This is a genomic window from Bosea sp. 685 (assembly GCF_031884435.1).
GTDB lineage: Bacteria > Pseudomonadota > Alphaproteobacteria > Rhizobiales > Beijerinckiaceae > Allobosea.
The window spans coordinates 5,514,075-5,533,625 of record NZ_CP134779.1 but is presented as its reverse complement, the minus strand read 5'-3'; the positions used below and the strand labels follow the sequence as shown (position 1 = coordinate 5,533,625).

Genomic DNA, 19,551 nt, shown 5'->3' with positions numbered 1-19,551 from the left:
CGCACGCTCCGAAGGAAGACGTGGATGGTTGGGACAAGCCCGACCATGACGGAAGAGGAAGCGTAAGCATCGCGCGCCTCAATGCAGGTTCGGCTGGGCGCCGACGCCCTTTTCGTCGATGACGCGGCCCGTAGTGAAACGGTCGAGCCGGAAGGCGGTTGCGACAGGGTGGGGCTCATCGCGCGCGATCAGGTGCGCGAAGCACCAGCCTGAGGCTGGCGTCGCCTTGAAGCCGCCATAGCACCAGCCGGCATTGAGATAGAGCCCGTCGATCGGGGTGTGGTCGATGATCGGCGACCCGTCCATCGACATGTCCATGATGCCGCCCCAGTGCCGCAGCACGCGCAACCGTCCGACACCGGGCCACAGCGCCATGGCCGATTCCATCACATCCTCGATCACCGGCAGGTTGCCGCGCTGGGCGTAGGAGTTGTAGCCGTCGATATCGCCGCCGAAGACGAGCCCGCCCTTGTCGGACTGGCTCACGTAGAAATGGCCGGCGCCATAGGTCACGACAGTGTCGATCAATGGCTTGACGCCCTCGGAGACGAAGGCCTGCAGCACATGGCTCTCGATCGGCAATCGCATCCCCGCCATGGCGGCGAGCCGCGAGGAGTTGCCGGCGACGGCGAGTGCGATCTTCTTCGCCTTGATCGGCCCGCGCGAGGTCTCGACCCCGGTGACGCGGCCATTCTCGATCGAAAGCCCGGTGACCTCGCAGTTCTGGACGATGTCGACGCCGCGCTGGTCGGCGGCACGGGCATAGCCCCAGGCGACGGCATCATGCCGGACCGAGCCGCCACGCCGCTGCAGCAACCCGCCCTGGATCGGGAAGCGTCCGGTCTCGTAGTTGAAGAAGGGAACCATGGCACGTACCTGCTCGCGGTCGAGCAGTTCGGCATCGACGCCGGCGAGCCGCATCGCGTTGCCGCGCCTGGCATAGGCGTCGCGCTGCGCATCGGAATGGTAGAGGTTCAGCACGCCGCGCTGGCTGACCATGGCGTTGTAGTTGATGTCCTGCTCCAGCCCTTCCCAGAGCTTCATCGAATGCTCGTAGAAAGGCGTGTTGCCGGGCAGGAGATAGTTCGAGCGGATGATCGTGGTGTTCCGGCCGACATTGCCGGAGCCGATATAGCCCTTCTCGATCACCGCGACATTGCTGATGCCGTGCTGGCTGGCGAGGTAATAGGCCGTCGCCAGCCCATGCCCACCGCCGCCGATGACCAGCACATCATATTCATGCTTGGGCGCGGCGTCGCGCCAGGCCGGCTTCCAGCCCTTATGGCCTGCCAGCGTCTGGGCGAGCAGCGAGAAGACGGAATAGCGCATGAGCGGTCAGGTCCGGAGGGCTTGTCCGGCGGCCAGCGGCGCTCCGGACTTGTCTTCCTGAGATTGACGATCATAGGCTGGTCAACATGACCACCAGCGACGCAAGATTGACCAATAGCGACGGCCAGGGCCCGGCCCATATCGGCTTCCTGCTGATTCCGGATTTCGCGCTGCTCGCCTATGCCTCTGCGGTCGAGCCCTTGCGGGCGGCCAACCGCCTCTCGGGGCGCGATCTCTACCGCTGGAGCCATGTCTCGATCGACGGCCTGCCGGCGCCAGCCTCGAACGGCGTCAGCATCCAGGCCGATTATGGTCTGGGGGACGAGATCCGCTTCGACTATGTCTTCGTCTGCGCCGGCGGTAATCCCGCCGCTTTCCAGCATCCGGCGACCTTTGCCTGGCTCAGGCAATTGGTGCGGCGCGGCGTCAAGCTCGGCGGCGTCTCGGGCGGGCCCTATATCCTGGCGCGGGCCAATGTGCTCTCCGGCTATCGCTTCACCTTGCATTGGGAGCATGCCTCCGCCTTCCTCGAGGATTATCCCGATCTTGATCTGCGGCGCTCGCTTTACGAGATCGACCGGGATCGCCTGACCTCGAGCGGCGGTACCGCCCCGCTCGACATGATGCACGCCGTCATCGCCCGCGAACATGGCAGCGAACTCGCGCTCGCGGTCAGCGAATGGTTCCTGCAGACCCATGTCCGGGAAGGCGAGGGGCCGCAGCGTATGCCCCTGCGCGAGCGGCTCGGCATCGCCCATGCGCCGCTGCTGCGCGTCGTCGCGCGGATGGAGCAGAGTCTCGAGAATCCCGTCACCCGCGCCGAGCTCGCCCGCACGGCGAATGTCTCCCTGCGCCAGTTGGAACGGCTGTTTCGGCTGCATCTTGGCCGCTCGCTCGGCGAGCATTATCTGGCATTGCGGCTCGACCGGGCCCGTGACCTGCTGCGTCAGACCAGCCTTTCAGTGCTCGAGACCGGGCTCGCTTGCGGTTTTGCCAGCGCGAGCCATTTCTCGCGGGCTTATCGCTTGCGTTTCGGCCATTCGCCGCGCGCCGAGCGTGCTCCGGAGAGGGCGCGCGCGCCGCGCTGAGCGGCAGGTGGCTCGCATTGCGCCAACCGCAATTCCGATGCGCAAAATTTCACCGACCCCGCCGCATTGTCAGCATGTTTTGCCGTCACTAAAGATAAGTTGGCTAATGAAAAACTAGGAATTTTGCGCTACGGTTTCGGCCTGAATCGGAGAAAGACCCCACGGCGATGACAAGCAGCGAGAGTGCCACCACAGTCCTGATCCACCTTGCCGGCGGCGTCGCGTTGCTGATCTGGGCGGTCAGGCTGGTGCGCACGGGTGCCATGCGGGCCTTTGGGGCCTCGTTGCGCCATGCGCTGGCGAGCTTCACGCGCAATCGCTTCGCCGCTTTCGGCAGCGGTATCGCGGTCACCATGGTGCTGCAGAGTTCGACGGCGACGACGCTGCTGGTCTCCTCCTTCGCCGGCCGCCGCCTGATCGTGCCGGCTATGGCGCTGGCCGTGCTGCTCGGCGCCAATCTGGGCACTTCGCTCGCGGCCTTCGTGATCTCGATGGATCTGGGCTGGATCTGGGGGCTTTGCCTCGCCATCGGCGTCGCGCTTTATCTGGCCAATGAGGCGATGGACCGCGCCCGCAATATCGGCCGCGTTTTCGTCGGCATCGGGCTCATCCTGCTCTCGCTGATCGAATTGAACGCGGCGGCGGCTCCCCTGGCCCAATCGCCGGTCTTTCGCACGCTCCTGGGCGCCATCGGCCATGAACCGCTGCTGGCGGTCCTCGTCGCGGTCGCTGCGACCTGGCTGACCCATTCCAGCATCGCCGTCATCCTGCTGATCGCGACCTTTGCGGCGTCCGGCCTGTTTCCGCCCGCGACCGCGCTGACCCTCGTCATCGGCGCCAATCTCGGCAATGCGCTGATCCCGGTGCTGGACCAGCTCGGCGCGCCTGCCCTGCAGCGTCAGGCTGCCGTCGCCAATCTGTTCACCCGGCTCGTCCTGGCGCTCCTGGTGCTGCCCTTCGTCGCGCCTCTGGCTGGCTGGCTTCAGACCCTGCCGACGCTCGATTCGCGGCTCGCCATCGAGTTCCACGTCGCGCTGAATCTCGTCGGCGCGCTTGTGTTCCTGCCCTTCGTCGCGCCGGTGGCGCGGCTGGTCGAGCGCCTGATGCCCGGCAAGGAGGCGCCTGACGCGACCGTGCGGCCGCGCCATCTCGATCCTGCCGTGCTCGACAGCCCCTCGGAGGCTCTGGCCTGTGCGATGCGCGAGGCGCTGAATCTGGGTGATCGCGTCGAATTGATGCTGCGCGATACGATGACGCTGCTCGAAAAGGACGAGTTGAAGCTCTCGCGCGCCATCGCCCAGGCCGATGACGGCGTCGATGCGATCCATGAATCGATCAAGCTCTATCTCGTCCAGGTGTCGCGCAACGAACTGACCGAGGAGGAGGGCCGCCGCCTGCTCGAGATCATCACGCTGATCACCAATCTCGAGCATATCGGCGACATCATCGACAAGAACCTGCGCGAACTCGCCGAGAAGAAGATCCGCAAGCGCTATGCTTTTTCGCCCGAAGGCCTGGCCGAGATCCGTGACTTCCACCAGCGCGTCTCGTCGGGTCTGGTGCTGGCGCTCAATGTCTTCGCCAGCCGCGATCTCGCTCTGGCGCGCCAGCTTTTCGCGGAGAAGGCGATGATGCGCGATGCCGAGCGGCGCGCGACCGAGAGCCATTTCCAGCGGCTGCGCAGCGGGCGGGCGGAATCGATCGAGACCAGCGCGATCCATCTCGACATCATCCGCGACCTCAAGCGCATCCACGGCCATGTCGCTTCGATCGGCTATCCGATCCTGGAAAGCGCCAATGCCCTGCGCGAGAGCCGTTTGCGGGAAGCGCAGGAGGCGCAGGCCCAGCAAGGGGGGCATCTGATGCCGGCCCCGCAATCGGGCCTCTGATCAGCCCGGCACTGGGGCGGCCAGTTTGCGGATGGCCGTGCTCAATTCAGGCTCATCGACCAGATCGGCGGCGTCTTCGGGCTTGAACCACTGACTGCGCCGCTGGCCCTGCTCGGCCCAGCTTTCGAGCTGCCGCTCGACTTCGAGCAGATAGAGCTTCACCGTGCACAGCACGAAATGGTCGCGCATGCGCTTCCAGTAGATGTAGCGGCCAGCCGGCTTGGGGCTGATCTTGCCGATCACCCCGGCTTCTTCAAAAGCCTCGCGCGCTGCCGCCTCATGGTTCTTCAACCCCTTGATCGGCCAGCCCTTGGGCACAATCCAACGCTGCGTCGTGCGCGAGGTCACGAGCATGATCTCGGTCGAGCCATTGTTCATGCGTCGGATCGGCATGGCAGCGATCTGTAAGCGAGCCTCGCCGGGCGTGCGCTTGGCCTTCTTCATCGTGGGGCGGCGTCTCCATGGCTGCGCGAAATCGAAGGCGCCCAGCGCGAATCAGGCGCGACCGAAGCCGGTAGAGTGTCACGCATCCACGGCCGAATGGCGACGCCCTTGGTTCCAGCGCGGCCATTCGACAACAGCTTTGTTGTATCTGACGGGGCAAAGCCGGCTCCGGACCGAGCCGGCGATCTTTTGCCGGAGCAGGACCGTGCGCGTGTTTGTGGTGCTTCAGCCGCTTACGGCCTCGACGCCGCACCATTCCGCCACGAACAGCGCCATCGATCCGGTGATGCGCTTCAGCGAGGCCAGGCTGACGCGCTCGTCGAAGGCGTGGATGTTCTCGCCCATCGGGCCGTAGCAGAGCGCCGGAATCTTGTCGTAGAGCGCGTGCACGCGGGCATCGAGATAGGCCGCTGTCATGAAGCTCTTCAGCGGCGCTCCGAGCGCGGCTTCATGCGAGCGGCCGAGCACGGCCTCGGCCTCGCTGCCGGGGGCGAGCACATAACCCTCCGCCCAGAAGCCGTTGAAGGTCACCTTCGGCGGGTTGTTGGCGAGGAAGGCATCGGCCCGCGACGCGGTTCGGATGCAATCCTCGATGCGCTTGGCGGTCTCTTCCGCGGTCACGCCCGGATAGAGCCCGACCCGGCAATCGACCCGACACCAGCACGGCACCGAGGAGGCCCAGTCGCCGCCCTCGATCTTGCCGATATTGAGGTTGATCGGGTGGGGCTGGTCCTCGAAATGCTCGCGGCCGGCCTTCTCGGCGTTGAACTCCTCTTCCAGTTTGCGCAGTGCCGCGACGACGCGATAGGCGGCGTCGATGGCGTTGGCGCCAGTGCCCATCTCGCGCACATGCACTGGCACGCCGCGCACCTCGAACTGGAACCAGAGCACGCCGGCATTGGCCCGGGCCAGCATCTCGTATTCGGGCTCGGGGATCAGCGCCGCGTCGGCACGGTAGCCGCGCAAATGCGTCATCAATGCGCCGTTCCCGGTCGACTCCTCCTCGACGACCGATTCCAGATAGAGCGTCGCCGCCGGCTGCAGGCCGATGCGCTTCAGCGCGTCCAGGCAGTAGAAATTGGCGCCGGCCCCGGCCTTCATGTCGGCGCTGCCGCGGCCATACATCCAGTCGCCCTCGATCACCGGGTCGAAGGGCGCATGCGTCCACTGGTCGACAGGCCCAGTCGGTACGACGTCGACATGCGCCTGCAGGATCAGCGAACGGCCGGTCTCCGCGCGCGGATGATGGATGCCGACGACGATCGGAGCGTCGGAATGCGTGTCGGAGAAAGGCGCGCCGCCGGGATGGGCTGCGATCGCCGCCCTGTCCATCGCAAAGCGGTCCATGGTGAAGCCGCGGTCCTTCAGCGCCCGGAAGACGAAGTCCTGGCAGGTGTGTTCCTCGCCTCGCAGCGAGGGAAAGCGGATCAGCTCCTGCGTGAAGGCGATCTGCTCGGCAAAACCGGCCTCGACGGAGGCAAGAATCTTGTCGCGGAGGGCGGGATCGAGAGGCATGGGCTGGGCTCCGGAGGCTGTTGCCGTCATGCTCGGCCTTGTGCCGAGCATCCACGTCTTGCGACGCGGATGAAGGGGAGGCGTGGATGGTCGGGACAAGCCCGACCATGACGAGGAACGAGGCCCCGTTCTCCAATCAATGCCCGAACCGCCCGCCGCCGGGAACGGCGGCCAGCAGCTGCCGCGTATACGCGTGCTGCGGGGCGGCGAACAAAGCCGCCGTCGGGCCGGTCTCGACGATGCGGCCGCGCTGCATCACCGCGATGCGGTCGCAGATCTGCGCAGCGACGCGCAGGTCGTGGGTGACGAACAGGATGGCGAGACCGAGCCGGCTTTGGATCTCCTTGATCAGGGACAGGATCTGCGCCTGCACGGAGACGTCGAGCGCCGAGACCGCCTCGTCGGCCACCAGCACGTCGGGTTCGAGGGCGAGCGCACGCGCAATGCCGATGCGCTGGCGCTGGCCGCCGGAGAATTCATGCGGGTAGCGGTCGACCGCATTGGCGGAGAGGCCGACGAGTTCGAGCAATTCGCGCGCCTTCATCAGGGCGGTCACGCGCGCGACGCCATGTGCCACCGGCCCGTCGGAGATGATGCGGCCGACGGTCTGGCGCGGGTTGAGCGAGGCGAAGGGATCCTGGAACACCATCTGGATGCGCTTGCGGTGCTGGCGCAGCGCGGCGGGGCCGAGATCGCTGAGGACGAGGTCGCCCGAGCCTTGACCGCTCAGTACGATCCGCCCGGCATTGGGCTCGATCAATCTGAGGCAGCAGCGCCCGACGGTCGATTTGCCGGAGCCGGACTCGCCGACGAGCCCGAGCGTCTCGCCACGGACCAGCGAGAACGAGATGTCCTCGGCTGCCCTGACCTCGCGCGCCGTGCCGAAGAAGGAGCGCTTGCGATAGATCTTGCCGAGCCCCTCGACGCTGAGCACGGGCGGGCTCTCCGGCAAGGCCGGTCGCACGGGCGGCACGAGGGAAGGCACGGCGGCGAGGAGTTTTTGCGTATAGGCATGGCGGGGTGAGCCCAGCACCTGATCGGCCGTGCCTTCCTCGACCAGCACGCCCTTCTCCAGCACGGCGATGCGGTCGGCGATCTCGGCGACAACGCCCATGTCATGGGTGATGAACAGCACTGCAGTGCCGTGCTTGTGGCGCAGATTATCGAGGAGCTTGAGGATCTGCGCCTGTGTGGTGACGTCGAGCGCGGTCGTCGGCTCGTCGGCGATCAGGAGCTTGGGTTCGAGCGCCAGCGCCATAGCGATCATCACGCGCTGTCGCTGGCCGCCCGAGAGCTCGTGCGGATAGGCCTTGGCGAGGCGCGGCGGGTCGGGCAGGCCGACCTCGGTCAGGAGCGCGACGGCGCGCGCGCGCCGCTCGGAGGTTCCGTGCAGCCCATGCGCCTCGAAGGTCTCGATGATCTGGTCGGCGACCCGCATCACCGGGTTGAGCGAGGTCATCGGCTCCTGGAAGATCATGCCGATCTCGCGCCCGCGCACATCCTGCATCGCCTCCTCGTCGAGGCTGAGCAGGTCGCGTCCGGCGAGCCTGATCGCACCGCCCGCCGGCTTCACCGCTTTGGGCAGGAGGCCCATCACGGCATGCGCGATCATCGATTTGCCCGAACCGGACTCGCCGACGACGCAGAGCGTTTCGCCGGGCGCGATCGCAAGCGTCACGCCTTCGACCGCATGGGCCCGGTCGGCCAGCGCCGGCAGGGCCAGCGTCAGGTTCTCGATGGAGAGGACAGGCAGGGCCTTTGCAGAGATATCGCTCATTCGCGGCCTCGTGCGAGGCGCGGGTTCAGCGCATCGTTCAGACCCTCGCCGGCAAGGTTGAGCGCCAGCACAGTGAGGAAGATCGCAAAGCCCGGGAAGAAGCTGATCCACCAGGCGTCGAGCAGGCGCGTGCGCCCCGCCCCCACCATATAGCCCCAGCTCATCAGGTTGGGGTCGCCCAGGCCCAGGAAGGAGAGGGCGGATTCGAGCAGGATCGCCGAGCCGATCATCAATGAACCCATCACGATGATCGGCGCCACCGTGTTGGGCAGCACCTGGCTGAAGATGATGCGCGGCGTCGATTGGCCGATCGTGACGGCGGCCTGGACATATTCGCGCGTCCTGAGCGAGAGCACCTCGCCGCGCACCAGCCGCGCCACCGGCGGCCAGGAGACGACGCCGATGGCGAGCACGATCGAGCCCAGTTGCGGCTGCAGGATCGCGACCAGCACGATCGCCAGCGCGAAGGAGGGGATGGTCTGGAAGAATTCGGTGAAGCGCATCAGGGCGTCGTCGACGAAGCCCCCGGCATAGCCGGCGACAGCGCCGAGCGGCACGCCGATCAGCAGCGAGACGATCGTCGAGACGACGCCGATCATCAGCGAGACGCGCGCCCCATGCACCATGCCTGCCGCGATGTCGCGGCCAAGCGTATCGGTGCCGAGCGGGAAGCGCTCCAGTGCGAAGGGCGCCATGAAGGGCCGCCCGACCATGCGCCAGGGCGAGCTCGGATAGAGCGAGGGCGCCAGCAGTGCGAAGGCGACGACCGCGAGCAGGATGACAAGGCCGAGGACCGCGCCGCGATTGCGGCAGAAGCGTTTGAGGAAGTTCATGACGCGGTCTCCTCGCCGTCATGCTCGCCCTTGTGGCGAGCATCCACGTCTTGAACGCGGCATTCGACAAGCGAAGACGTGGCAAATGAAGACATGGATGGTCGGGACAAGTCCGACCATGACGAGGTGGTAAAGCAGCTCACGACGCAGCCTCGATGCGCGGATCGGCGATGCGGTAGACCAGATCCGTCAGGATGTTGAAGCCGACGACCATGGCCGAGGACATGAAGAAGACGCCGAGCAGCACGGAATAGTCGCGCTGCACCAGCGCGTCGAACATCAGCCGGCCGATGCCGGGCCAGGCGAAGACCGTCTCGGTCAGCACCGCCCCGCCGACGAGCTGCCCGGCCTGCAATCCCGCCAGCGTCACCACGGGCAAGATCGCGTTGCGCGCGACATGCCGCCGCGAGACGATGCCTGGCGAGAGGCCCTTGGCGCGTGCCGTCTTGACGAAATCGGCCCCGGCGACCTCGAGCATCGAGGCGCGCATCATCCGGGCATAGAGCGCGGTGAAGAATAGGCCGAGCGTCAGCGCCGGCAGTATCAGGTGGTGGCCGATGTCGAGTGCCCGCGCCAGCCCGGTGTAATTCGCGCCGATCGTCTCGTACCCCACATTGGGCACGAGGCCGAGCTTCAGGGAGAAGACGATCTGGCTCATCAACGCGATCCAGAACAGCGGCGTCGCGTAGAAGACGAGGGACAGCGTGGTGATCAGGCTGTCCGACCAGCGCCCGGCTCGCCTTGCGGCCAGCGCGCCCATGACGATGCCGAGCCCGAGCGAGACGACGAAAGCCGCTCCTGTCAGCAGCAGCGTCGCGGGTAAGCGGTCGAGCACGAGGCTGAGCACCGGCTGCTGCTGGCGATAGCTGAAGCCGAGATCGAAGGTCATGTAGCCCTTGATGTAGATCCAGAGCTGCGTCGTGATCGGCTCGTTCAGCCCGAAGCGCTGGCGCAGCTGTTCGAGCAACTGGGCGTCGGCCGCGCCCGCTTCGCCCGCGAGCACTTGCGCCGGGTCGCCCGGTGCTGCGCGGATCAGGAAGAAGTTCAGCACGGCGATGGCGAAGAGCACGAGAACGCCCTTCACCAATCGGCCGGAGAGGAAGTGGAGGAGGTTCATTCAAGGCTTTCGCGAAGCGTGCCATCCCGTGCGCGCTGCGGCGCGAAGTGCCGCTGCGCTGACACGGGACCGTCACCGGGAAAGAGCACGGCTTGGAGCCTCACTCTGCATGCGAGGGATCGCCGCTGCGCGGCGTCCGGGATGACACGATCCGTACGGATCGTGTCACTCCTTCCACGCATCCCGGAAGCCGTCATTCACGCCGATCGCGGTGTTGACGAGGTTCTTGACGTTGCAGCGATAGATCGTCGGGAAATCCATCTCGAGCTGCCAGAGCACGGGCACGTCGTCGGCGAGGATCTTCTGCACTTTCGTGTAAAGTTCCTGTCGAGCGGCGTCCGAAGGCGCGATCGCGGCGTCGGCGAAGAGCTTGTCGACCTCCGGGTTCACATAGGCGCCCTGGTTGCCGAAGGGGTTACCCTTGACGATGTTGGTCGAGATGTAGTTGCGCGCCACGCCCGTCGCCGGATCGCCGAGCTGGTAGAGATAGTTGAAAGTCATGTCGAAATCGCCGTTGCTGGCCTTCTGGGTCCAGCCCGGCACGTCGGTGGTCTCGATCGAGACGTTGACTCCGGCATCGGTCAGGTTCTGCTTGATCGCCTCGGCCCAGCGGCTCCAGACCTCGCCATAGGGCAGGGCGAGCAGCTTGATCGGTTCGCCCTTGTAGCCCGACGCCTTGATCAGCTCCTTCGCCTTGGCGACGTCGTAGGCATATTTGGGCACGTCGGCTGAATAGAACTTTGTCTTCGACGAGACCGGCCCGGTCGGGATCTTGCCGAGCCCGCCCCAGACCACGTCCTTGCCGAATTCGCGGTCGATCGCGAACATCATGCCCTGGCGGAACTGCTTGTTGGCGAGCGGGCCGCCCTTGGCGATGTTGGGCGTCAGCCAGGCATGGGGCGCAAACATCTCCCAGCCCTTGGTGGTGACGCAGCTATTGGGCAGCTTGGAGAGGCGGGCGACGTCGTAGACATCGACCGAGCCGCCGGTCAGCACATCGATCTTGCCGGTCTCGTAGGCGACGGCGCGGGCGGCCGCATCGGGGATGATCTCCCAATAGATCTCGTCGAGGTTCGGCTTGCCCTTCTGCCAGTAGTTCTCATTCTTGACGAGGTGGATATAGGAGCCCTTCTTCCACTCCTTGAACTTGAACGGTCCGGTGCCGATCGGCGTGTTGTTGGCAGGGTTGGCGCGGTAATCCGTGCCGTCATAGATGTGCTTGGGGATCATCGGCGCGCCGCCGACCTCCTGCGACAGGATCAGCGGGCCGAAGGGTTGCTTCAGCGTGATCTTGACGGTGAGGTCGTCGATCTTCTCGACCTTCTCGACCTGGCCGTTGGCGATCGGGCGCCAGCGCGGATGCACCTCGCGCAGGAATTTGTCGAGCGAGAACACCACATCGTCGGCGGTGAAGGGCTTGCCGTCATGCCAGGTCACGCCGTCCTGGAGCTTGAAGGTATAAACCTTGGAGTCCGGCGAGATCTCCCAGCTCTTGGCCAGCGAAGGCTGCGGCTGGAGCTTCTCGTCATAGCGCAGCAGCGATTCGTAGATGTTGCCCGCGACCATGTTGGTCGGGCCGTTCTGGTTCAGCCCCTGCATCAGCATCGGCGGTTCCGGCTGCACCACGACATGGATGCTGCCGCCCGTCTTGGGCGTCTGCGCCGGCGCCATGGACGGCGCCAGCGCGAAGGCTGCCAGCGCGGTCGTCACGGCAAGATGCCGGCGGAATGCTGAACTCGTCATCATCGTCTCCCACTGCCTCGACTGTCTTAATCGTCGGTCGCATCTTTTTCGCGATCCGCCCCGCCTCGAACTAGATCATAGCTTGGTCGTGCCGCACAGGGCCGGAGCCGCTGCCCGATATTCTCCCGCCGATGGCCTCCACCGCGCAGCTCGCAAGGGAACGATAACGAGGCAGCGCGGCGATCGTCCAATAGCCTGTGCCTATGCCAGCGATAGCCGCCCGAGCGGCCTTTGCAGGCAGTGGCAACGCGTTTCTGCCCGCTGCGGTGCAGGTGCTGTCGTCCCTGTCCATTTTTGCCGCAATGCAGGCAGGAAAGCAGGAACGATGCCGCAAGGCGTCCGCCGTCAGCCCTTTCGCGACAATGCGAAGGCGCCCGTCGCATCCGCCGGCATCGCTCTGCGCAGAGCGGCGATGAAGGCGGGCTGCGCGATCACGGCCAGCGCCTTCATCGCATCCGGGCCGGTCTCGCGATCCTCGACCAGCATCGGCACGCTCTCGCGGATCGCCTGGTAGAGCACGCTGGTAGCGGGGGCGAGCCGGGGCCGCTTGCCGATATCGACGGCCTGGGCCGCGACCACGGCCTCGATCGCAAACAGCATGCGCAGGGGCACGAGCTGCTCCTCCAGCTTGCGGACCGTCAATGCCGTCTGCGGCGCATGGTCCTCTACGCTCTCCGAGACCGGCAGCGCGTCGCAGCTCGCGGGCGCTGCCTTGAGGCGGATCTCGCCATGCAGATAGGAGGCGGTCTTCTGCAGCGAGTTGTAGCCGTTCGAGGCGCCGCCGATCGGCGAGAGATATTTCGGCAGGCCGGAGAGATGATGGTTCATCATCTTGATGGTGCGGTAGGCCGAGGCTGTCGCCAGATGCGTGTTGACGATCGCCATCGTGTCGAAAGCCAGCGCGATCGCCGGCGTATGGAAATTCGCTGTGGACAGGATCAAATCGTCATCGGTCATGACCAGCGGATTGTCGGCTGCCGCGTTGATTTCGGTTTCGACGCTCTCGACCGCCGTCTCGAAGCTCGTCAGCGCCGGCCCGTAGATCTGCGCGAGCACGCGGAAGGAGAGCGCGTCCTGGATCGAGCGGGCCGCGCCTTCGTCATGGAGATAGCTGCCCGCGAGAACCGCGCGGAACATCGCCGTCGCCCGCTCCTGGCCTCCGGCCGGCCGCGCGGCTGCGAGCCTGGCGTCGAAGATCTGCGGATTGGCGGCATAGCCCTCATCCGTCAGCCCTGCGATCGCGACGGAGGCGAACAGGATGTCGGAGAGCTCGGCCAGCACCTTGGCGGCGTGGCCGCAACTGACCGCGCTCGCATTCAGGATCGCGAGCCCGTCCTTGGCGGCGAGCGTCGCCGGCTGCAGCCCGGCCGAAGTGAGCGCCTCCATGGCGGGCCGCTTTTCACCCTTCACGAAGATCTCGCCGAGCCCGATCACCGCCGCGCCGAGATGGGCGCAGAGCCCGAGATCGCCGGCGCCGATCGAGCCACGCCCGGGAATGACCGGCGTCAGCCCGGCATTGAACATCGCCACCATCGTGTCGAGCACGGGAGGGGAGATGCCCGAGCCGCCCTGGGCGAGGCCGATCAGGCGGCACAGCCACATCGCGCGCGCCGTCGCCTCGGGAAACGGCTCGCCCATGCCGATGCAGCGCCCGCGCACCATCTGGACCTGGAAGGCCTCGATCTGCGCCTTGTCCAGGCGGAAGGCGACATTGCCGCCGAGCCCGGTGTTGAGCCCGTAGATCGGCGCGTCGCCTTGGGCATAGCGCTCCACCACCTTGCGCGCCGCGACCACCTTGTCGCGCGCTTCAGGCGCAAGCGCGACCGTCGTGCCGGGGCGGCTGGCGGCCATGATGAAGCCGAGCCCGACCGGTGCGGCGCCCAGAAGGAATTCGCTCACGCTGAAAGATCTCCGTCGATACCTTGCGATGTGCAGGCGGTGGGATGCGGCGCCGGCGGCGCTTGAGCTGGAACGGTAGCCGCAGCCTCGACGGCCGCGCAACAGGCCTCTCACCCGCCAAAGGCGCGAAGATGTGAGCACTGCCGTTGCGATTGCTGACAGAACTGGCAGCGCAGCCCCTTACCTCACACCTCGATCCGGCTGACGATGGCGGCAAGGGGATCTTCCCGGCCGCTCGCTCGTTTGACGACGGACGCCGTCTGAAGATCGGATGGACAGAGGAGAGCGATGATGCAGAACGATCTGGAGCTCAGCGTGTCCCGGCGCGCCTTCGTGGCGGGCTCGGTCGCCGCCGCTGCGAGCCCTCTGCTCGGCGCGCTGCCGGCCCTGGCGCAGGCCAAGACCAGCATCGCGGTGCGCATCGAGCGCGACATCACCGTGCTCGATCCCGCCTTCCGCGGCGGCCCGCATGACGCCAATGTCATCCGTTGCGTCTATCAGCGCCTGATCAAGCAGAAGGACGGTTCGGTCGAGACGGAGCTCGATGCCGCAGCCGAGCTGAAGCAGGTCAGCCCGACCCTGATCGAGTTCACGCTCAAGCCCGGGCAGATGTTCACCGACGGTTTCGGCGAGATGACCGCCGAGGACGTGAAATTCTCCTTCGAGCGCTTCGCGGTTGCACCCGTCGATGGCAAGATCTCGCCCTATAAAGGCGACTGGACCGGCCTGACCGGCGTCGAGGTCACCGGCACATATACCGGCAAGATCAACCTCTCGCAGCCCAATGCCGGCCTGCTCGCGATCGCGATCGCCGATGCCTCGGGCTGCATCGTCTCGAAGAAGGCGGTGCTGGCGCGCGGCGTCGAGCACAATACCAAGCCGGTCGGCTCGGGGCCCTATCAGGTCGTCTCGGTCGAAAAGCAGCGCGGTGCCGTGCTGAAGCGCAACCCGGCCTATTCGGGAGCAAAGCCGACCTTCGAGGAGATCAAGGTCAACTTCATCCAGGATCCGAAGACGGCGGAATTGGCGCTGCGCTCGGGCGAGCTCGATTTCGCGGTGTTGCCGCCGGCCATTGCCGAGCCGATGCGCTCGGCGCAAGGCATCGTCGTCGATCAGTCGCCGGGGCTGGCCTATGTCTGGCTCGGCATCAACATGGAGAAGCCGCCCTTCACCGATCTGCGCGTGCGCCAGGCGGTCAGGCTCGCGCTCGATGTCGACCAGATGCTGCTCGCTGGCTTCAACGGCAAGGCGCCGCGACTGAACACGCTGGTCATGCAGCCGATCCTCGGCGCCTGGACTGAGGCGCCGGTCTACAAGCGCAATGTCATTGAAGCCAAGAAGCTCCTGGCGGAAGCTGGCCAGACCGCGATCAAGACCCGCATCACCATCCTCAACCAGCCATCCTACCAGACCATGGCGCTGGTGGCGCAGGCGCTGCTGAAGGAGGTCGGCATCACCGCCGAGCTCGATGTCCAGGAAGGCGGCACCTATTGGGATGCCGGCAAGGGCGATGCCGGCAAGAACCTCGATCTGTTCATGATGCGCTTCAACGGCAAGCTCGACCCCAACTTCCTGATGCAGTGGTTCGTCTCCAGCCAGATCGGCACCTGGAACTGGCAGCGCTTCAACAGCCCCGAATTCGACAGGCTCTATCAGGAGGCGATCGTCGAATCCGATCCGGCCAAGCGCGCCGCGATCGTCATCAAGGCGCAGCAGGAAATGGACAAGTCGGCCGCCTTCGTCTGGCTCACCAACGACGTCGCCTTCGCCGTGCGCCGCGCCTCGGTGAAGCCGGCCTATCTGCCCGGTGCGCTCGACTGGCAGCTCGACCGTTTCACGAGCGTTTGAGCGGGTGGTGCTGACGCCGTGATTTTGGGTCGTGATTGGATTGCCGGACCAGTCTTGCAGGCTTGCAGCTTAAAAACCCACGCCGTCATCCCGGGCGACCGGAGGGAGACCCGGAATCCATTCCTGAACCTCTCCGGCAAGCGCTCCGGAATGGATCCCGGGTCTGCGCTTCGCTCCGCCCGGGATGACGGCGCGGGTTGTCGTGATGTGGGAGCCGATAATGCAAGGCGGGGCATAGCTGACCTCCCAATGGCTGCGCCATGAGCGACACCGCGCGCTACCTCGCGAGCCGTCTCGTCACGACGCTGCTGATCGTGTTTGGCGCGATGCTGCTGCTGTTCACGCTCTCGGCGGTCGTGCCGGGCGATCCGGCAACCGCCCTGCTCGGTCCGCAGGCAACCCCTGAATATGCGCGGCGCTTCATCGTCGAGATGGGGTTGGACCAGCCCTGGTATCGCCGTCTCCTGACCTTCTTCGGCAATATCCTGGTCGGTAATCTCGGCACCGACGTGCTTTCGGGCCGGCCGGTCGCGGGCATCGTCGGCGCGGTGCTTCCCTACACCTTCATCCTGACCTTCGCCTCGATCGGGCTCGCGGTCGTGATCGGCGTACCGCTCGGCTGTTATGCCGCGACGCATCGCGGCTCGGCTCTCGACCATGCGCTGGCTTTCATCAGCGTCGCCTTCATCGCGATCCCCTCCTTCGTCATCGCAATCTTCCTGCTGCTGATCTTCTCGATCTGGTTGGACTGGCTGCCCGTGCTTGGCGCCGGTCAGCCCGGCGACTGGCTCGACCAGGCCAAGCGCCTGATCCTGCCGACGACAGCGCTGAGCGTCGGCTGGATCGGCTTCATCGCGCGCCTCATGCGCAGTTCCATGCTGGAGGTGATGGGCGAGAATTATATCCGCACCGCGCGCGCCTACGGCCTGCCGAACCGGATGGTGACCTATAAATACGCGCTCAAGAACGCCTGCATCCCGACCATCGCCGTGCTCGGCATGGGCATCGGCCGTTTGCTTGGCGGAGCCGTGCTGGTCGAGATCGTCTTCGCGCGGCCGGGCCTCGGCCGCCTGATTTTCGATGCGATCGCAACCCGCAATTTCTCTGTCCTGCAGGGGGCGGTGCTGGTCGTGGTGCTGATCTTCGTCGTCACCAACCTCCTCGTCGATCTCAGCTATTCCGCGATCGACCCGCGCATCCGCCGTGATGGCGCGCCGCAGGCGGCCGGGCAATGAATGCGCTTGCGGCAACGGTCGGCACCGTCCGGCGCATCGGCTCGCATCTCGGCGGCGCGGTCGGGCTCGTCATCGTCGCGGTCGTGGTGCTGTCGGCCGTGTTCGCGCCGCTGGTGGCAACGCATGATCCCGATGCGCTCGATGTGCTGAACCGCTTCTCCGGCCCCACCGCCCAGCATTGGCTCGGCACCGACCATCTCGGGCGCGATCTCTACAGCCGGCTCGTCCATGGCGCGAGTGTCGCCATGGCGGTGGCGCTGACCGCGATCTCGACGGCGCTCATCGCCGGCACGCTGCTCGGCATCCTCGCGGCCTCTCTGCCGGCGCGCTCCGAGCGGCTCATCCTGATCCTGTTCGACGTGGTCTCGTCCTTCCCCAGTCTCGTATTGGCGCTGGCGGCTGTCGCGGTTTTCGGCCCCTCGACCATGCTCGTGGTGATCATCGTCGCGGTCACGCTGATCCCGCATTTCGGCCGTGTCGCCCGCGCCCAGGTGCTGACCGTGCGCAATGCGCCCTATATCGAGGCCGAGCGGCTGCTCGGGGCCTCCGCCTGGCGCATCGTCTTCTCGCATATCCTGCCCAATATCGCCGGGCCGCTCGTCGTGCTCGCCTCGATCGACATTCCCGTGGTCATCACCATCGAGGCCGGACTGTCCTTCATCGGGCTCGGCGTCAGGCCGCCGCTCGCGAGCTGGGGCACGCTGATCTATGACGGCTATGCCTATCTCTCGGATTCCAAGCTCCCCGTGGTGATCGCCAGCAGCGCGCTCGGCCTCGCCACGCTCGGCTTCACGCTCTTCGGCGAGGCGCTTCGCGACGCGGTCGATCCGCGCCTCGACGGGGAGCGCTAACATGATGGGTGAGGCGGCATCTTCCCTCGTCAGCATCCGCAAGCTGACGCTCGACGCCACGACCGCGCATGGCCCGGCTCATATCCTGCGTGGGCTCGACCTCGAGATCGGGCGCGGCCGCATTCTCGGCGTCGTCGGAGAATCCGGCTCCGGCAAATCGACGCTCGCCTCCGCCTTGCTGCGCTTGCTCCCGAGCAACATCAGTCGCCTTGACGGCGAGATCCGCTTCGACGGCACCGATCTACTCAAACTCTCGGCCAAGGAAATCCAGCGGTGGCGTGGGACTCGCATCGCCATGATCTTCCAGGATCCGATGACGGCGCTGAACCCGCTTTTCACCGTCGGCACGCACATGGTCGATGTGCTGCGGCGGCGCTTTCCCGAACTGTCGCGGCGCGAGGCGCTCGCTCGCAGCGAGGCGATGCTGGTCAAGGTCGGCATCGCCGATCCGCATCTGCGCCTGAAGGCCTATCCGCACCAGTTATCAGGTGGCATGCGCCAGCGCGTGATGATCGCCATGGCGCTCTCGGTCGAGCCCGATCTGCTGCTCGCCGATGAGCCGACGACGGCGCTCGACGCCACGGTCGAAGCCCAGATCGTCGCGCTGTTCGACCGGCTCAGGCAGGATTTTGCCGGCTCGATCGTCTTCATCTCGCATCATCTCGGGCTCGTCGCCGAGCTCTGCGACGATCTCTGCGTGATGTATGGCGGCGCGATCGTCGAGACCGGCCCGGTCGCCGAGGTGTTGAGGGCTCCGCGCCACCCCTATACCCGCGCGCTGCTCGACTGCGAGATCGAGGATGGCGACGAGGGCCGGCTCGCAACGATTCCCGGCGAGGTGCCCAACCCGCTGAGTGAATTGACGCAATGCATCTTCGCCAGCCGCTGCGCCCACACCGCCGATATCTGCCTGGAGCGGCATCCGCCGCTGGCAGTCATGGGGCAGGGTCGGCAGGCGGCCTGCATCCGCTCAGCCGAGGTGCTGCCATGCGAGGTGCTGCCATGAGTGCGCCGGCGGCGCAGCGCGCACCATTGATCGCCTTCGACGAGGTCTCGCTCGTCTATGGCGGCAAGGTACGGGCGCTCGACGGCGTCTCCTTCGCGATCGAGAGCGGTGAAATCGTTGGCCTCGTCGGGGAATCCGGCTCGGGCAAGACCACGCTCTGCCGCGTGCTGATGGGGCTGCTGCCCGCTTCATCCGGCCGCGTAACGATCGCCGGGGAGCCGTTGGCGGCGCGTCTCGCGCGCGATCCGCTCGGCTTTCGCCGGCAGGCGCAGATGCTCAAGCAGGAGGCGGTCGCCTCGCTCTCGCCGCGCATGCGCATCCGGGCGCTGGCCGAGGAGCCGTTGAAGATCCACGGATTGCCGATGGCCGAGGGTCGCGCCCGCTTGCTGCGCATCCTCAAGCGCCTCGGCTTGCCCGAGGCGACGCTCGACAAATTTCCGCATCAGGTCTCGGGCGGACAGGCGCGCCGCGTCGCGATCATGCGCGCTTTGGTGCTGGAGCCCCAGATCATCGTCGCCGACGAACCGACTGCCGGCCTCGACGTCTCCGTGCAGGGCGAATTGCTCAATCTGATACGCGACCTGCATGAGGAGTTCGCGCTGACCTATCTCGTCGTCAGCCACAACCTCAATGTCGTGCGGCGGCTGACCGGCCGGACGATCGTGATGTATCTCGGCCAGATCGTCGAGGAGGCGCCGACCAGGGCGCTGTTCGAGGCCCCGGCCCACCCCTATGCGGCAGCGCTGCTCTCGACCAACCCCTCCGTCGATCCGGCCAGGCGCCGCGAGCGCATCATCCTGAAGGGCGAGATCCCGAGCCCGATTAATCCGCCTTCCGGCTGCCGCTTCCATACGCGCTGCCCGCAGGTCGCGGAGCGTTGCAAGATCGAGATGCCGGAGCTGCGCGAACTGGGCACCGGCCGCCGCGTGCGCTGCCATTTCCCGCTGACCGCCGCCGCCGCCCATACGGCCTGATCC

At 66.2% G+C, this 19,551-nt stretch carries 15 protein-coding genes; 7 read left to right on the top strand and 8 right to left on the bottom strand.

The window, feature by feature from the left end:
• Positions 1-78: 78 nt before the first annotated feature.
• Positions 79-1,329: a sarcosine oxidase subunit beta family protein gene (locus tag RMR04_RS27075; protein WP_311911623.1), complete on the bottom strand. Its 1,251-nt coding sequence runs from the start codon at positions 1,327-1,329 to the stop codon at positions 79-81.
• An 86-nt stretch (positions 1,330-1,415) separates the two neighbouring features.
• Here RMR04_RS27075 and RMR04_RS27070 point away from each other — a divergent pair, with 86 nt between their 5' ends.
• Complete coding sequence (locus RMR04_RS27070) at positions 1,416-2,417, top strand: GlxA family transcriptional regulator (RefSeq protein ID WP_311911622.1); 1,002 nt, start codon at positions 1,416-1,418, stop codon at positions 2,415-2,417.
• Between the two features lie 167 nt (positions 2,418-2,584).
• Positions 2,585-4,306, top strand: coding sequence for a Na/Pi cotransporter family protein (locus RMR04_RS27065; RefSeq protein ID WP_311911621.1), 1,722 nt, complete (start codon positions 2,585-2,587; stop codon positions 4,304-4,306).
• On the opposite strand, the gene RMR04_RS27060 is transcribed toward RMR04_RS27065, so the two are convergent.
• From RMR04_RS27060 to hutH, 7 genes are all read right to left on the bottom strand, one after another.
• Positions 4,307-4,750, bottom strand: coding sequence for an NUDIX hydrolase (locus tag RMR04_RS27060; protein WP_311911620.1), 444 nt, complete (start codon positions 4,748-4,750; stop codon positions 4,307-4,309).
• Between the two features lie 225 nt (positions 4,751-4,975).
• Positions 4,976-6,265 (bottom strand): ArgE/DapE family deacylase, encoded by a 1,290-nt coding sequence (locus RMR04_RS27055; RefSeq protein ID WP_311911619.1) that lies wholly within the window; start codon positions 6,263-6,265, stop codon positions 4,976-4,978.
• Positions 6,266-6,401: 136 nt separating this feature from the next.
• Entirely contained in the window at positions 6,402-8,042 is a 1,641-nt protein-coding gene (locus RMR04_RS27050) for an ABC transporter ATP-binding protein (RefSeq protein WP_311911618.1), read from the bottom strand.
• Positions 8,039-8,875: an ABC transporter permease gene (locus tag RMR04_RS27045; RefSeq protein ID WP_311911617.1), complete on the bottom strand. Its 837-nt coding sequence runs from the start codon at positions 8,873-8,875 to the stop codon at positions 8,039-8,041. Before RMR04_RS27045 ends, RMR04_RS27050 begins: the two co-directional genes overlap by 4 nt.
• Positions 8,876-9,014: 139 nt before the next feature.
• The gene (locus RMR04_RS27040; RefSeq protein ID WP_311911616.1) at positions 9,015-9,992 is read right to left on the bottom strand and encodes an ABC transporter permease; all 978 of its coding nucleotides are present in this window, start codon (positions 9,990-9,992) and stop codon (positions 9,015-9,017) included.
• Between the two features lie 165 nt (positions 9,993-10,157).
• Positions 10,158-11,663 (bottom strand): ABC transporter substrate-binding protein, encoded by a 1,506-nt coding sequence (locus tag RMR04_RS27035; RefSeq protein ID WP_311915964.1) that lies wholly within the window; start codon positions 11,661-11,663, stop codon positions 10,158-10,160.
• A 417-nt stretch (positions 11,664-12,080) separates the two neighbouring features.
• Positions 12,081-13,634 carry an HAL/PAL/TAL family ammonia-lyase gene (hutH, locus tag RMR04_RS27030; RefSeq protein ID WP_311911615.1) on the bottom strand — a complete coding sequence of 518 codons (1,554 nt, stop codon included), beginning with the start codon at positions 13,632-13,634 and terminating at the stop codon, positions 12,081-12,083.
• Positions 13,635-13,925: 291 nt separating this feature from the next.
• Between hutH and RMR04_RS27025 the strand changes: the two genes are divergently transcribed.
• The 5 genes from RMR04_RS27025 (at position 13,926) to RMR04_RS27005 (ending at position 19,548) form a co-directional block, all read left to right on the top strand.
• On the top strand, positions 13,926-15,482 hold the full coding sequence (locus tag RMR04_RS27025; RefSeq protein WP_311911614.1) for an ABC transporter substrate-binding protein: 1,557 nt from the start codon (positions 13,926-13,928) through the stop codon (positions 15,480-15,482).
• 260 nt (positions 15,483-15,742) lie between these two features.
• Positions 15,743-16,717 carry an ABC transporter permease gene (locus RMR04_RS27020; RefSeq protein ID WP_311911613.1) on the top strand — a complete coding sequence of 325 codons (975 nt, stop codon included), beginning with the start codon at positions 15,743-15,745 and terminating at the stop codon, positions 16,715-16,717.
• On the top strand, positions 16,714-17,568 hold the full coding sequence (locus RMR04_RS27015; RefSeq protein WP_311911612.1) for an ABC transporter permease: 855 nt from the start codon (positions 16,714-16,716) through the stop codon (positions 17,566-17,568). Before RMR04_RS27020 ends, RMR04_RS27015 begins: the two co-directional genes overlap by 4 nt.
• A 1-nt stretch (position 17,569) precedes the next feature.
• Positions 17,570-18,574, top strand: a complete 1,005-nt coding sequence (locus RMR04_RS27010) for an ABC transporter ATP-binding protein (protein WP_311911611.1) — start codon at positions 17,570-17,572, stop codon at positions 18,572-18,574.
• Positions 18,571-19,548 carry an oligopeptide/dipeptide ABC transporter ATP-binding protein gene (locus RMR04_RS27005; RefSeq protein ID WP_311911610.1) on the top strand — a complete coding sequence of 326 codons (978 nt, stop codon included), beginning with the start codon at positions 18,571-18,573 and terminating at the stop codon, positions 19,546-19,548. The genes RMR04_RS27010 and RMR04_RS27005 overlap by 4 nt, the downstream gene beginning before the upstream one ends.
• The last annotated feature ends 3 nt before the right edge of the window (positions 19,549-19,551 follow it).

Bases quoted from the DNA above. Each gene is read 5' to 3' on its own strand.
- RMR04_RS27075 (WP_311911623.1), bottom strand. From the start codon at position 1,329: ATGCGCTATTCCGTCTTCTCGCTGCTCGCCCAGACGCTGGCAGGCCAT.
- RMR04_RS27070 (WP_311911622.1), top strand. From the start codon at position 1,416: ATGACCACCAGCGACGCAAGATTGACCAATAGCGACGGCCAGGGCCCG.
- RMR04_RS27065 (WP_311911621.1), top strand. From the start codon at position 2,585: ATGACAAGCAGCGAGAGTGCCACCACAGTCCTGATCCACCTTGCCGGC.
- RMR04_RS27060 (WP_311911620.1), bottom strand. From the start codon at position 4,750: ATGAAGAAGGCCAAGCGCACGCCCGGCGAGGCTCGCTTACAGATCGCT.
- RMR04_RS27055 (WP_311911619.1), bottom strand. From the start codon at position 6,265: ATGCCTCTCGATCCCGCCCTCCGCGACAAGATTCTTGCCTCCGTCGAG.
- RMR04_RS27050 (WP_311911618.1), bottom strand. From the start codon at position 8,042: ATGAGCGATATCTCTGCAAAGGCCCTGCCTGTCCTCTCCATCGAGAAC.
- RMR04_RS27045 (WP_311911617.1), bottom strand. From the start codon at position 8,875: ATGAACTTCCTCAAACGCTTCTGCCGCAATCGCGGCGCGGTCCTCGGC.
- RMR04_RS27040 (WP_311911616.1), bottom strand. From the start codon at position 9,992: ATGAACCTCCTCCACTTCCTCTCCGGCCGATTGGTGAAGGGCGTTCTC.
- RMR04_RS27035 (WP_311915964.1), bottom strand. From the start codon at position 11,663: ATGGCGCCGGCGCAGACGCCCAAGACGGGCGGCAGCATCCATGTCGTG.
- RMR04_RS27025 (WP_311911614.1), top strand. From the start codon at position 13,926: ATGCAGAACGATCTGGAGCTCAGCGTGTCCCGGCGCGCCTTCGTGGCG.
- RMR04_RS27020 (WP_311911613.1), top strand. From the start codon at position 15,743: ATGAGCGACACCGCGCGCTACCTCGCGAGCCGTCTCGTCACGACGCTG.
- RMR04_RS27015 (WP_311911612.1), top strand. From the start codon at position 16,714: ATGAATGCGCTTGCGGCAACGGTCGGCACCGTCCGGCGCATCGGCTCG.
- RMR04_RS27010 (WP_311911611.1), top strand. From the start codon at position 17,570: ATGATGGGTGAGGCGGCATCTTCCCTCGTCAGCATCCGCAAGCTGACG.
- RMR04_RS27005 (WP_311911610.1), top strand. From the start codon at position 18,571: ATGAGTGCGCCGGCGGCGCAGCGCGCACCATTGATCGCCTTCGACGAG.